15 protein-coding genes and 1 CRISPR repeat array are annotated in these 13,110 nt (G+C 60.4%); of the genes, 4 read left to right on the top strand and 11 right to left on the bottom strand.

Annotation, left to right across the window (positions count from 1 at the left end; all coding sequences use genetic code 11):
- Positions 1–183: 183 nt before the first annotated feature.
- A CRISPR array of direct repeats spans positions 184–580; the repeat unit is 36 nt; unit sequence CCGCCACTATCTCTGATGCCGAAAGGCGTTGAGCAC.
- A 43-nt stretch (positions 581–623) separates the two neighbouring features.
- A complete protein-coding gene (gene rpoH, locus JNK99_RS03335) occupies positions 624–1,484 on the bottom strand; it encodes an RNA polymerase sigma factor RpoH (protein ID WP_291848598.1) in 861 nt (286 codons plus the stop codon).
- Positions 1,485–1,809: 325 nt separating this feature from the next.
- On the opposite strand from rpoH, the gene JNK99_RS03340 reads away from it, so the two are divergent.
- From JNK99_RS03340 to JNK99_RS03355, 4 genes are all read left to right on the top strand, one after another.
- Entirely contained in the window at positions 1,810–2,070 is a 261-nt protein-coding gene (locus JNK99_RS03340) for a hypothetical protein (RefSeq protein ID WP_291848601.1), read from the top strand.
- Positions 2,071–2,148: 78 nt separating this feature from the next.
- Entirely contained in the window at positions 2,149–2,988 is an 840-nt protein-coding gene (locus JNK99_RS03345) for a DUF692 domain-containing protein (RefSeq protein ID WP_291848604.1), read from the top strand.
- Positions 2,985–3,749, top strand: a complete 765-nt coding sequence (locus JNK99_RS03350; protein ID WP_291848607.1) for a DNA-binding domain-containing protein — start codon at positions 2,985–2,987, stop codon at positions 3,747–3,749. The genes JNK99_RS03345 and JNK99_RS03350 overlap by 4 nt, the downstream gene beginning before the upstream one ends.
- A 7-nt stretch (positions 3,750–3,756) precedes the next feature.
- Positions 3,757–3,963 (top strand): cysteine-rich CWC family protein, encoded by a 207-nt coding sequence (locus JNK99_RS03355; RefSeq protein WP_291848610.1) that lies wholly within the window; start codon positions 3,757–3,759, stop codon positions 3,961–3,963.
- Here the strand turns inward: JNK99_RS03355 and nudB are convergent.
- The 10 genes from nudB to JNK99_RS03405 all read right to left on the bottom strand — a co-directional run.
- On the bottom strand, positions 3,926–4,381 hold the full coding sequence (gene nudB / locus JNK99_RS03360; protein WP_291848613.1) for a dihydroneopterin triphosphate diphosphatase: 456 nt from the start codon (positions 4,379–4,381) through the stop codon (positions 3,926–3,928). The two genes, JNK99_RS03355 and nudB, sit on opposite strands and share 38 nt — an antisense overlap.
- Positions 4,378–4,821 (bottom strand): barstar family protein, encoded by a 444-nt coding sequence (locus tag JNK99_RS03365; RefSeq protein ID WP_291848616.1) that lies wholly within the window; start codon positions 4,819–4,821, stop codon positions 4,378–4,380. The genes nudB and JNK99_RS03365 overlap by 4 nt, the downstream gene beginning before the upstream one ends.
- A gap of 2 nt (positions 4,822–4,823) precedes the next feature.
- Positions 4,824–5,219, bottom strand: a complete 396-nt coding sequence (locus JNK99_RS03370) for a ribonuclease domain-containing protein (RefSeq protein WP_291848619.1) — start codon at positions 5,217–5,219, stop codon at positions 4,824–4,826.
- A gap of 3 nt (positions 5,220–5,222) precedes the next feature.
- On the bottom strand, positions 5,223–7,025 hold the full coding sequence (aspS, locus tag JNK99_RS03375; RefSeq protein WP_291848622.1) for an aspartate--tRNA ligase: 1,803 nt from the start codon (positions 7,023–7,025) through the stop codon (positions 5,223–5,225).
- Between the two features lie 13 nt (positions 7,026–7,038).
- Positions 7,039–7,695: a DUF502 domain-containing protein gene (locus JNK99_RS03380; protein ID WP_291848625.1), complete on the bottom strand. Its 657-nt coding sequence runs from the start codon at positions 7,693–7,695 to the stop codon at positions 7,039–7,041.
- A complete protein-coding gene (locus tag JNK99_RS03385; protein ID WP_291848628.1) occupies positions 7,680–7,997 on the bottom strand; it encodes an FmdB family zinc ribbon protein in 318 nt (105 codons plus the stop codon). Before JNK99_RS03385 ends, JNK99_RS03380 begins: the two co-directional genes overlap by 16 nt.
- A 108-nt stretch (positions 7,998–8,105) precedes the next feature.
- Positions 8,106–8,969 (bottom strand): A24 family peptidase, encoded by an 864-nt coding sequence (locus JNK99_RS03390; protein ID WP_291848631.1) that lies wholly within the window; start codon positions 8,967–8,969, stop codon positions 8,106–8,108.
- The gene (locus tag JNK99_RS03395) at positions 8,969–10,207 is read right to left on the bottom strand and encodes a type II secretion system F family protein (RefSeq protein WP_291848634.1); all 1,239 of its coding nucleotides are present in this window, start codon (positions 10,205–10,207) and stop codon (positions 8,969–8,971) included. The genes JNK99_RS03390 and JNK99_RS03395 overlap by 1 nt, the downstream gene beginning before the upstream one ends.
- A gap of 13 nt (positions 10,208–10,220) precedes the next feature.
- Positions 10,221–11,936 (bottom strand): type IV-A pilus assembly ATPase PilB, encoded by a 1,716-nt coding sequence (gene pilB / locus JNK99_RS03400; protein WP_291848637.1) that lies wholly within the window; start codon positions 11,934–11,936, stop codon positions 10,221–10,223.
- 219 nt (positions 11,937–12,155) lie between these two features.
- On the bottom strand, positions 12,156–13,110 hold a 955-nt coding region (locus tag JNK99_RS03405), incomplete at its 5' end, for a phosphate acyltransferase (RefSeq protein WP_291848640.1).

The raw sequence follows: 13,110 nt of genomic DNA on the forward strand, positions 1-13,110 counted from the left end.
GCGCCATTTTGTCGACTCCTTCGAAGGTTTGGGTAAGAGTGCCCCGAAAGAATCACTTGGGATACAGGCCGGCTGGCTTCGCGCCGCGTTGCCGAGCCGCCCTCCGCTCTTCGGGCGCTACGCGCCCTCATCGCTGCGGGCCACACGGCAACGCCTTTCCAGCTCGAAGGAAATTTACAGAAAGCATGTTGCACTAACATGCCGAAAGGCGTTGAGCACAACTCAACAGGCCGTGGACCGTAATTCGTATCCCCCCCGCCACTATCTCTGATGCCGAAAGGCGTTGAGCACGGGTCCTTCCTGTGTCGTTTTTATCGGGAAATTGCACCGCCACTATCTCTGATGCCGAAAGGCGTTGAGCACCGGATCGTAGGCGGAAAGCAGGGCGCGGCGGAACGACCGCCACTATCTCTGATGCCGAAAGGCGTTGAGCACAATGATCGATTTGCCCTGGTCGATTCCGATCGGCTCCCGCCACTATCTCTGATGCCGAAAGGCGTTGAGCACGCGTCGATCACCAGTTCCGTGGCGGCGATCGAGCGTTCCGCCACTATCCCTGATGCCGAAAGGCGTTGAGCACTCGCCGTGAAACTGCCGACCAACCAAGGAGTTGAAAGCTGACGCTAGGTACTGGCCACCAGCGGCGCCAGACGAGTGCGCATCTTCTGCATCGCTTTGACTTCAATCTGGCGAATTCGCTCGGCTGAAACACCGAATTCTGCAGCGAGATCGTGCAGTGTTGCCGGGTCGTCTTCGGTCAACCAGCGCGCTTCCACGATGCGGCGGCTGCGCGGGTCGAGACCCGCCAGGGCAGCCTGCAGACCATCACCATGCAGGTGGGCGCGGGCGCGCGCTTCGAGCACCCGACCCGGCTCGCTTGCGGGGTCAGCCAGATAGGCGATCGGTGCGAACACCTCCTCATCGCCGCCCTCGCCCTCAAGCGCCAGATCGTGTCCCGACATGCGGGTATCCATTTCCAGCACGTCGCCGGGTTTGACGCTGAGCCGGTGCGCGATATCGCTAACCTGGGCCGGATTCAGTGTGTCGCTGCTGGCCTTCAGACTACGCAGATTGAAGAAGAGCTTGCGTTGCGCCTTGGTCGTGGCCACCTTCACCATGCGCCAGTTCCTGAGGACGTACTCATGGATCTCGGCCTTGATCCAGTGGATGGCGAACGAAACGAGCCGTACCCCCCGGCCCGGGTCGAACCGCTTGACCGCCTTCATCAGACCGATATTACCCTCCTGGATGAGGTCCGCGTGAGGCAGACCGTAACCCAGGTAGCCACGCGAAATGGCGACCACCAACCTGAGATGCGAAAGGACCAACTGCCGCGCCGCATCCAGATCATCCTCTTCGCGAAAGCGGGTGGCCAGATGAAACTCTTCCTCCTCGGTCAGCAACGGAAACTGTCGGACGGCCTGAATGTATGCATCGATACTACCGGCTGCCGATATCGTCGGAAAAGCCAGGGCTTGAGTCATGTGAATTGTTCCTCCTGCACGCCACTTCGTATGGACATTTTAGCACTCGCCGCATGAGAGTGCTAAAGATAGAAAAAGTTCGCACGTGCGACCGGACATTTGATCGCAAGGCAGAAACCCGGAAAGCGGTGCCGGCAGCCGACGCGTGGCAGTTTGCACTCACAAGAGGATCGCAATCGCTCCCTGTCAGTTCCCCAATGCCCCGGCGGAAAAAAGTTTTCCCGATGTGTAAGCATTTCGTGTGTATTCGCGTCTAAGCTGTGTCGGAACACGATTTGCAGCCCGACCGGTTCCGGCAGAGACCAACCACCCATAGGAGAAAACCATGTCAAAACAAATGTCTGGTGTTACCATCGCCGCTGCTGCGGCAGCCCTCTTCGCTGCCGGCACGATCGCCGCACCGAGCGTCTATGCAGCAGATGCTGCAACGGTCCGCTGTGCAGGGGTCAATTCCTGCAAGGGACATTCCGAGTGCAAGACAGCCAAGAGCGAGTGCAAGGGAACGAATTCCTGCAAGGGGCAGGGCTGGGTGAGCAAAGCCAGCGCCAAGGAATGCACCGACGCAGGTGGCAAGGTCGTCAAGTAAGCCTACCACTGCCGCGGTGAGTGACGACGCGGACTTCAGCAGCGGCGCCCCTCACCGCGCCAATTCGGAGCAGATACGATGCAGCAGACCGTCGAGGGTTTCGGCCTCGGGCTACGCAGCGAACACTATCGGGATTTTGTCGCCAGTCGACAGCCAGTTGACTGGCTTGAGATCATCTCGGAAAACTATCTTGTTCCCGGGGGGAAGCCGCTGCACTATCTTGACTGCATCCGCCGCGACTATCCAATGGTGATGCATGGTGTCTCCTTGTCCATCGGCGGCAGTGATGAACTGGACCGTTCGTACTTGCAACAACTGTGCACGCTGGCCAAGCGGATTCAACCAGCCTGGGTGTCTGATCACCTGTGCTGGACCGGCACGTCGGCGCTCAACCTGCATGACCTGCTGCCCCTGCCCTACACCGAGGAGTGCCTGCAGCACCTGCTACCGCGTGTGGCCCAGGTTCAGGATGCTCTCGGCCAGCCGCTGCTGCTGGAGAATGTTTCAAGTTATGTGCGTTACTGCGGCGACGAAATGAGCGAATGGGAGTTTCTCGCCGAATTGGTCCGGCGCGGCGGCTGCGAGCTGTTGCTCGACGTGAACAACGTCTACGTGAGCAGCACCAATCACGGTTTCGATGCGCGTGCCTTCATCGACGCACTGCCGATCGGCGCCATTCGTCAGATCCACCTTGCCGGGCATGAGGATCATGGCGATTACCTGATCGACACGCACGATCACCCAGTCTGTGACGCGGTCTGGGAGCTCTACGCTTATGCAATCCGCCGCTTGGGGCCCGTCCCGACGATGATCGAGCGCGATGACGATATTCCTCCACTACAGATGCTGCTCGGCGAACTCGACCAGGCGCGTCGAGTGGCACGGCGTGCCCGGGCTGTGCAGCGACAAGCCGCATGAACACCTTGGCGAAACTGCAGGAGCGTTGCCAACAGGCGATCCTCAACGGCTACCCGACACCCGGCCTGTTCTCTGAAGAGGGGGCAGAACTGGCCGGCGGTTTCCGGATCTACCTGCAGGCTTACCACACACGCTTGACCGCCGCTTTGAGCGACAATTTTCCCGTCTTTCAAACGGCACTTGGCGATGTTTCCTTCGACGCCTTGGCGCATGCGTATATTGACCAGCATCCCTCGCGTTTGCGTTCGATTCGCTGGTTCGGCGACTCGCTTGCCGACTTTCTTGCCGCCAACCTGCAGCTCGTGCCGCATCCCGCCCTGGTCGATCTGGCGCGCATGGACTGGGCAACACGCACGGCCTTCGATGCAGCCGATGCGCCGGCGATGCTCGTCAACGACCTCGCTGCACTCCGACCGGAGGAGTGGCCCTACAAGCGCTTCAGCCTCGTGCCATCGCTACAGCTGGTCGATCTGAACTGGCGTGTCGAGCCGATCTGGAAGGCGCTCGAGACCGACCCGGAAGGCGTCCACGACGCGCCGGAATATGGCCCACACACGCTTCTCGTCTGGCGTCCCAAGCTTGACTGCTGCTGGCGATCAGCCGACGCCACCGAAGCGTTAATCCTCCACGCCCTGCGCCAAGCGGCGACCTTTGCCGATTGTTGCACACTGATTGCCGAGGCCGGCGACCCGGACCCGGCCAGAATGGCAGCCGGCTTTCTGCAGCGCTGGATTGCCGAAGGGCTACTGGCCAGAAACTGACCACGCCATGACAATCACCGAACCAGCTTTCGTGAACGCGACCTGCCCGCTCTGTGGGGGCCGTTTTGTTTGTGGCGCCGTCGCCGGGCTCTCCTGCTGGTGCCTGCAGCAACCTGCTCTGCTGCGCGTCCCGGACCCTGCTGCAGGCTGTTATTGTCCGACCTGCCTGCAGCAGGTCAGCATCCTGACAAGGCCAGGCGCTCCGGCAACATGAGAATCGCGTCGCGGTTGCTCCACGAAAAGCACTTCGCGGCAGCGGACCGCCACGGCAGCCAACAGTAGCCGAGATGCTCGCCCTCAGCGAGCACGGCGGGCAAGGCTGTCGCTACCTGCAGTGAGAAGACGTGCTCGGTGTTGTAGCGCACACCCGGTGCGTAGCGGTGCCGCCACTCGCTGAAGATTTCGTATCGGTTGCTCAGTTGCCAATCGCGCAAATCCAGGTTGAGCGCCTTGATCCCGGTTTCCTCGGCCAGCTCGCGCAAAGCTGTGTCAGCCAAGCCTTCGCCCTCCTCCTGGCTACCGGTGACCGACTGCCAATAGCCGGGGTGGGTTGCCCGTTCGAGCAACAGTACCTGCAGATCCGGAGTGTGCACGACAACCAGCACCGATACCGGCCGTTTGTACTCGCTCATGCCAGCGTCGGAAGTGTCGCCCGCTCGTCAGCTCGCAGATCATAGAATACCCACAGTGGGTAGTCCTGCGAACGCCACTCGGCAATGGCGGCAGCGAACACCTCGTTGAGGGCGTCGAACGCTTCCGGTGCTGCCACAAGCAACCTCTCTGCATTGCGTATGATCAACATGTAACCCGCCGCTTCGCACCACGAGAAATCGGTCAGACAATCCTTCAGCGCATCAAGGTTTCGGCCGTACCAGTCGGGAAAATCGAGGTCTCGCCCGAGTCGTTCGAGTGCGCTGCCTATCGACCCGGCATCCTCCAGGTTGACGTCAAGACAGGCGAAACCGGCGACCCGGGCAGCCTGCTTCACGGCCTCCTGACCGTTCAGAGGCAGGCGGTAAACCCCGCTCTGTCGTGGGTTTTCGAGCAATGAGAGCAACTCATCCCGGCCCATGGCTATTCGCGTATCCTGCGGAAACTGAGGTAATGATCGTCGGTATAGTAGTACTCGCCGGAAGTGGCGACATCACCACTTCGCCCGGTTCCGGCAATGATGCGCCGGGCACCACGGTCTTGCCGGCCTGGGGTAGGCACCGTGTATTCGCGATAGTAACCGCGCGGCTGCAGCGGCAGGCGTTTCTCGAAGTTGCCGAAGCTGCTGCCATCCTTGCGTGGATACGGAAAAGGTCCACCCTGACGGATCAAGTGAAGGGTATGCGCGGCTTCGGGCGGCAGGGCGTCCAGAGTGACGCTCTGGAGATCTCGCGCCGCGCGCGCCTGGGCGAATCCGCTCAAGCCACCGGCCAGCAGGACCAGCAGGACCAGCCGGAGAAAAGCGATGACTTTCGGCACGGGCTAGCCTTGAGCGATCTGGACCTGCGTTTCGACTCGCTGGCGCAGGCGGATATGCAGTTCCCTCAACTGTTTTTCGTCTACGCCGCTCGGCGCATCGGTGAGCAGACACTGCACCCGTTGCGTTTTCGGAAAGGCGATTACATCACGGATCGACTCGGCACCGGCCATCATGGTCACGATGCGATCGAGACCGAAGGCCAGCCCGCCATGCGGTGGCGCGCCGTACTTCAGGGCCTCGAGCAGGAAGCCGAACTTCAACTGTGCCTCTTCATCCGAAATACCCAGTGCCTTGAAAACCTGTTCCTGCACTGCCGCGCGGTGGATCCGCACCGACCCACCGCCCAATTCGGAACCGTTCAGTGCCAGATCATACGCTTTGGCCAGGCAACGCCCCGGATCGCTGTCGAGCAGTGCCAGATGCTCGTCTTTCGGGCTGGTAAAGGGATGATGGCAGGCGGTCCAGCGCCGCTCGTCCTCGTCGTAGTCGAACATCGGGAAGTCCACGATCCACACTGGCTCCCACGAGCGGCCATTCAGGAAACCCTTCTCGTGACCGATCTTGACGCGCAGTGCGCCAAGAGCGTCGTTCACCACCTTGCGTCTGTCAGCGCCGAAAAAGATCAGGTCGCCCGAACAGGCAGCCGTGCGTTCGACGATCGCCTTCAGTGCGGGCGCATGCAAATTCTTGACGATTGGTGATTGCAGCCCGGATTCATTGAGCTGCGCCACATCGTTGACCTTGATGTAGGCCAGGCCGCGGGCGCCGTAAATGCCGACAAACTGGGTATAGGCGTCGATCTCGCCACGTGTCAGGCTGGCGCCGCCCGGGATGCGCAGTGCCGCGATGCGGCCACCCGGACTGTTTGCAACATTGGCGAAAACCTTGAATGACACGTCCTTCAGCACATCCGCCACTTCAACCAGTTCGAGGGTAACGCGCAAATCCGGCTTGTCCGAACCGTAGCGGTTCATCGCCTCAGTGTAACTGAGACGGGGAAATGGCTGCGGCAGGTCGGCCGCAATCACCTCCTTGAACACCATTCTGATCAGATTTTCCATGAGGTCGATGATCTGCCCCTCGTTCAGGAACGAAGTCTCGATGTCCACCTGGGTGAACTCCGGCTGGCGATCGGCTCGCAGATCCTCATCACGAAAGCACTTGGTAATCTGATAGTAACGATCAAAACCGGCAACCATCAGCAACTGTTTGAAAAGCTGTGGCGACTGGGGAAGGGCAAAGAACTGGCCGGGGTGGACACGCGACGGAACCAGGTAGTCGCGAGCGCCTTCCGGGGTACTCTTGGTGAGCATCGGGGTTTCGATGTCGATGAAGCCGGCGTCGTCGAGGAAGCGGCGGAAGGCACGCGTCGTCCTGTAGCGTAGTTGCAGATTCTTCTGCATCTGCGGCCGGCGCAGATCGATCACGCGGTGCAGCAAGCGGATGTTTTCGGACAGGTTCTCTTCGTCGAGCTGGAACGGTGGCGTTACCGATGGGTTGAGCACTTCCATCTCGTAACACAGAATCTCGATCTCGCCACTCGCAATGTTCGGGTTGACCGTGCCCGGCGGCCGTGCTCGAACGCGACCGCTGACGCGCAGGCAGAACTCGCTGCGCACCGACTCGGCAATCCCGAACATCAGCGGACGATCCGGATCGCAGACAACCTGGGCGATCCCCTCACGGTCACGCAGGTCAACGAAAATCACGCCGCCATGGTCGCGACGCCGATGCGCCCAGCCGCAAAGGGTTACCTCCTGGCCGATGAGGCGTGCATCAACTTGTCCACAATAGTGAGTTCGCATACGGTCTTCCGAGTTAGCTGGGGCCGTTGATGGCCACCGTCCCGGCGCTCCCCACTCTCGGTGGTTGTGCCGGTGGAGTCACCACACCCATTGAAATGACATACTTCAACGCCGTGTCGACGCTCATCTCGAGTTCGATCACCTCTGATTTCGGCAGCATCAGAAAAAACCCCGAAGTCGGATTCGGTGTCGTCGGCACATAAACGCTGACGTACTCGCCGCTCAGATGGCGCAATACTTCGCCGCCCGGCTGACCGGTGAGAAAGGCGATGGTCCACGCGCCACGACGCGGATACTCGATCAGCAGTGCTCTGCGGAAGGCATTGCCGGACGAGGAAAACAGGGTATCTGACACCTGCTTGACGCTGTTGTAGATCGAATTGACGACAGGGATGCGCGCCAGCAGCCGCTCCCACCATACTACCAGTCGCTGCCCGATGAAATTGGCGGCGAGCAGACCGGTCAGGACAATGATCAGCAGGGTCAGGATCGCCCCGACCCCCGGAATGTCGAAGCCCAGAACATTGCGCGGATGAATCGTTTCAGGCAACAGGCGCAAGGACTGATCCATAGTGCCGACGATCAGGGTCAGCACCCAGGCGGTAATCGCCAGGGGCACCCAGATCAGCAGCCCGGTGATGAAGTAGCGTTTGATCAGTTGCCGGCGCACGCACTGGCTCCGTTGGCGCCAGAAGAGCTTGGTGCACTTTCTGCGCCTGACGCGCCCTCGCCAGGCGGCACGCTTGCGGCCGCCGGTGCGCCTTCGTTCGCCGATGGTCGCTGGCTGTTACCGCCCTTGAAGTCGGTGGCGTACCAGCCGCTACCCTTCAATTGAAACCCGGCGGCCGTCAACTGCTTGACATAGGAGGCCCGACCGCACTGCGGGCAGTTATCCAATGGCTGATCGCTGAGTTTTTGCAGGTGATCCTTCGCAAAACCACAGGAGGCGCAGCGATAGGCGTAAATCGGCATGACTAACCTTCAGAAAGCACAGGAAAAAGAGCGATTATACGCGAACCGGGAGCAGGTTGGCCGGCCACTCCGAGCAGGCGGTTCGATCAGCGGGAAAGCTGCCCGCAGTTAAAGGAGACCTATGTAGGCGCGCGTCAGCGGCTTGCCCCAGAACAGCGCGAGCAATCCGGCGGCAGCCAGGTAGGGACCGAAAGGAATCGGGACGTGTCGCCCGCGCTTGGCAAGGACGATCAGTGCAATGCCCACGAGGGCCCCGAGCAAGGACGAGGCCAGGATGGTGAGCGGCAGCATTTCCCAGCCCAGCCAGGCACCCAGCGCAGCGAGCAGCTTGAAATCCCCGTAACCCATGCCCTCCTTGCCTGTAGCAAGCTTGAATGCCCAATAGACCAGCCACAACGAGAGATAGCCGGCGGCGGCGCCGAGCACGGCAGATTGCAGGTCGGCGAAGGTCCCGGCCACATTGAACAGCAAACCAGCCCAGAGTAGCAGCAAGGTGATCGAATCCGGCAGCAACTGGGTATCGAAGTCAATGGCGGTGAGCGCGATCAGACACCAGATCACGAACATCGCCCCGACGGCGGCCCAACTGTAGCCAAAATGAAACGCGGCGAAGGCACACAGGAGCGCACTGCTCGCTTCAACCAGAGGATAGCGCACCGAGATCGGCGCCGCGCAGGCCGCGCAACGGCCACGCAACAGCAGCCAGCTAAGCAGCGGAACATTCTCGAACGCGGTGATGCCATGACCACAGGCTGGACATCGTGAGCGCGGCCGGAGTAGCGAAAAGGCTTCCTCTGCCGGCATGCTCTCGCCACGCAGTTCAGCACAATGCTGGCGCCAGTCACGTTCGATCATCCGTGGCACGCGGTGGATGACGACGTTGAGAAAACTGCCCACCATGAGTCCGAGGACTCCGCTGAGGACGATGAACAGGGTCGGGTCCAGCTCGGCAGCAGCCAAGACGTCCGACATTATCCGACCACAGCACCCAACTTGAAGATCGGCAGATACATGGCGATAACCATCCCCCCAATCAGCACGCCGAGAACGACCATGATCATCGGCTCCATCAGGCTGGCCAACGCCTCGACTGCGTCGTCGACCTCCTGCTCATAGAAGTCGGCCACTTTGCTGAGCATTGAATCGAGCGCACCGGATTCCTCCCCGATCGCCACCATCTGGTTCACCATGTTCGGAAAGAGTTGGGTGTTCTGCATCGCCGTGGTGAGACTGGTACCGGTACTCACCTCGCTCTGGATCAACCGTGTCCCCGCCTTGTAAACGTAGTTGCCGGCCGCCCCGCCGACGGACTCGAGCGACTCGACCAGGGGAACTCCGGCAGCGAACATGGTCGCCAATGTCCGTGTCCAGCGGGCAATCACTGCCTTGCGAATGATCTCGCCAAAAACCGGCAAGCGCAGGAAGAGCCGGTCGAATGCCATCTGCATTTTCTCCGATCGCTTCCAGGTATAGAAAAAGGCGTAGGTCGAAAGTCCCGCACCACCAAACACCGCCCACCAGTATTCCACGACGAAATCGGACATCGCGATGACCACCAGAGTGGGGGTCGGCAGATCGGCTCCGAAGCTCTTGAACACTTCCTTGAAAGCCGGAATCACGAAGATCATGATGACCGCCGTGATGATGAAGGCAACCACAATGATCGCTACCGGGTAGAACAGGGCAGCCTTGATCTTGGACTTGATGGCAACCATCTTCTCCTTGTAGCTGGCCAGGCGGTCAAGGAGTGTTTCGAGGATGCCGGCCTGTTCGCCCGCTCCGACCAGGTTGCAGTAAAGCGCATCGAATTGCAGAGGGTACTTGCGGAAGGCCTGCGAGAGCGAACTGCCGGTTTCGACGTCGGCCTTGATATCCAGGAGCAGCTTGCCCACGGCCGGATTGTCATGCCCGCGACCAACGATTTCGAAGGTTTGCAGCAAGGGCACACCCGCCTTCATCATGGTCGCCAGTTGCCGCGTGAACAGTGTGATGTCCTTGTCGGTGATCTGCCGGCCACCTCTGAAGTGCTGCCGGGAAATCTTGCTGACCAGAATTCCCTGGCGCCGCAGGGTGGCTTGCACGACGGTCTGGCTGGAGGCACGCTGCTCACCGCGTACGACCTTCCCTGCCTTGTTCTTCCCCTCCCATAGAAAAACGAACTCCTTGACTTCAGACGAAATTTTTCTGCCGGTTTTTGCTGCAGTCGCCATTCTGTCCTCTTCTTCAAGCGTTGGTGCTGCCGAGTACCTCGTCAAGAGAGGTCAGCCCTTGCATGACCTTGAGCAAGCCGGCCCGGCGGAGGTCAATGACCCCGTCTTTGCGTGCCTGCGTCGCGATGTCACGCTCGGTTCCGTTCGCCATGATGATGCGTTGCATCGCCTCGGTTACCGGCATCACCTCGTACAGGCCAACCCGGCCCTTGTAGCCGCTGCCCTTGCAACGATCGCATTCCCCCGGACCGAACAGCGTCCATGTTCCATCAAGATCGTTCTCTTCGAATCCCGCATTAAGCAATGTCTCGGCGGGCGTGTCGAGCGGCTTCTTGCAGGTACACAAGCGGCGAACCAGTCGCTGCGCGCTAATCAGCAGGATGCTCGACGCCAGATTGAAGGTCGGGATACCCATGTTCATCAAGCGGGTCAGGGTTGCCGGAGCATCGTTGGTATGTAGCGTGGAGAGCACCATGTGGCCGGTCTGCGCTGCCTTGATCGCAATCTCCGCTGTCTCGATGTCACGAATCTCGCCAACCATGATGATATCGGGGTCCTGGCGAAGGAAGGCCTTGAGGGCCACGGGAAACGTCAATCCTGCCTTGTCATCGACGTTGACCTGATTGATGCCCGGCAACGGTATCTCGGCAGGATCTTCGGCCGTCGCGATGTTGACCCCCGGACGGTTGAGAATGTTCAGACAGGTATAAAGAGAAACCGTCTTCCCCGAACCGGTGGGTCCGGTTACCAGAATCATTCCGTAAGGCCGGTGGATGGCTTCGAGCAACACAGCCTTCTGGTCCGCTTCGTAGCCCAGCACATCGATGCCCTGGCTGGCCGTCGCCGGGTCGAGAATCCGCAGGACGATCTTCTCGCCGTACATCGTCGGCAGGGTACTGACGCGGAAGTCGATCGACCGGCTCTTCGACAGCACCAGGCGCATGCGCCCATCCTGCGGCACGCGCTTTTCGGCAATGTTCAGGCGCGAAATCACCTTGATCCGCGAAGCAATCTTCTCCTTGATGACCAGCGGTGGCGCCGCCACTTCACGCAAAACCCCGTCGGTCCGGAAACGAATACGATAGTTTTTCTCGTACGGCTCGAAATGGATGTCCGAGGCGCCTTCGCCGATGGCGTCAAGCATCATCTTCTGAATGAATCTGACGACGGGTGCGTCATCGACTTCCAGGCCCGCCGCATCGTCCACCTTCTCGGCCGCCTGCTCGTCCGTAAACTCGAGGTTGATGTCGTCACTCGACAGGTTGCGCAAAGCATCCTCGGTCGACTCCGACAGCTTGGTGACCAGGGGTGAAAGCTTGTTTTCCTCAACCACGACCGGATCAACCGCCAAGCCGGTCTGAAAGCGAATCTCGTCGAGTGCCCGCAGGTTGGTGGGATCGGCAATGGCGATTGCCAACCGGTTGCCGCGCTTGTGCAATGGCACGACGCGGTGGTTGGCGATCAGCTTTCGATCGATCGCGTTTTTCTGGATGTTGGCATCGTCAAACGCAGCCAGATCAAGCAGAGGGTATCCGAACTTGTCGGAAGCAAAGCGCGCCAGTTCGAGAAAGCTCGCCTTCTTGGCACTCACCACCTCTTCAAGCAGCGATGTCTTCTTCGCCGCCGCCTGGGCAAGCAGCACCTCGGCCTCCGCCTCTTTGAGCCGGCCAGCTTGTACCAATGCACGGGCGAAGCCACTAAGCGGCGATTGTTGCGGATTGGCTGCCATTTTTCGCGATCGGACCTTCCAACGCGTTGTGGACCGTCAAGCTCCAACTATAGCGAGAGCTCGTCCGATGATGCATTGACTGGCGGTTTTTGTAAAGAAGCGCGGCCGTCAGTACGTCGGGCAGACGATGGCTGCATCGTGCGGCCTCGCTCGCGGATGAGCAGACACCGCCACTACCGTCACAACGCGGCCGGCTACAGAGCGACCGAACCTGGAGCGCTACTTGCTCGCCGCGTCGACCACCACCAAGGCAGTCATGTCAACAACGCGGCGCACGGAGGAGGTGGGGGCCAGCACGTGCACCGGGCGCGCCGCGCCCAACAGGATCGGACCGACCGAAATACCCTCCCCGCCGGTCATCTTGAGCAGATTGTACGAGATGTTGGCGGCATCGAGATTGGGCATCACCAGCACGTTCGCCTCTCCCGTAAGCGGCGAGTCGGGGTCTGATTGTTTGCGTATCGCTTCGCTGAGCGCACTCTCGCCGTGCATCTCGCCGTCCACTTCAAGCTCCGGCGCCCGCGCACGAACCAACGCCATGGCCTTGGCCATCTTGCAAGCCGAAACACTTTGCGACGAGCCGAAGTTCGAATGCGACAACATCGCGACCTTGGGCCTGATCTTGAAGCGCCGCACCGCATCCACCGCCATCAACGCGATATCGGCCAGTTGCTCGGCATCCGGCTCTTCGTTCACATGCGTGTCACAAAGGAACAGGGCACGACCCGGCAGCAGCAGATGGGTCATGGCTGCCAGCGTGGTGCAACCCGGTGCCCGGCCGATGATCTCGTCCACCTGGCGCAAATGGTGAGCGAAGCGGCCGGAAAGCCCGCAAATCATCCCATCTGCGTAGCCAAGGCGAACCAGAATGGCACCGATGATGGTGTTGTCATTGCGCAGGCGCGTCTTGGCGATGTCGATGGTCACACCGTGTCGCTTGCGCAGTTCATGATAGGCGGTCCAGCATTCACGGTAGCGGTGGTCGCTGTTCGGATCAACCACCTCGAGCTGCGTCCCGATACGTAACTTGGAACCGATCCTCTCCAGACGTGCCGCGATCACATCGGGCCGACCAATCAGGATGGGTCTGGTCAGCCCTTCGTTGAGAATCGTCTGCGCGGCGCGCAGCATCCGTTCGTCCTCACCATCGGGGTAAACAATGCGCGTTTTCCGC

Origin of the sequence: Accumulibacter sp., from assembly GCF_016789985.1 — a bacterium.
In the GTDB taxonomy this organism is placed as follows: domain Bacteria; phylum Pseudomonadota; class Gammaproteobacteria; order Burkholderiales; family Rhodocyclaceae; genus Accumulibacter.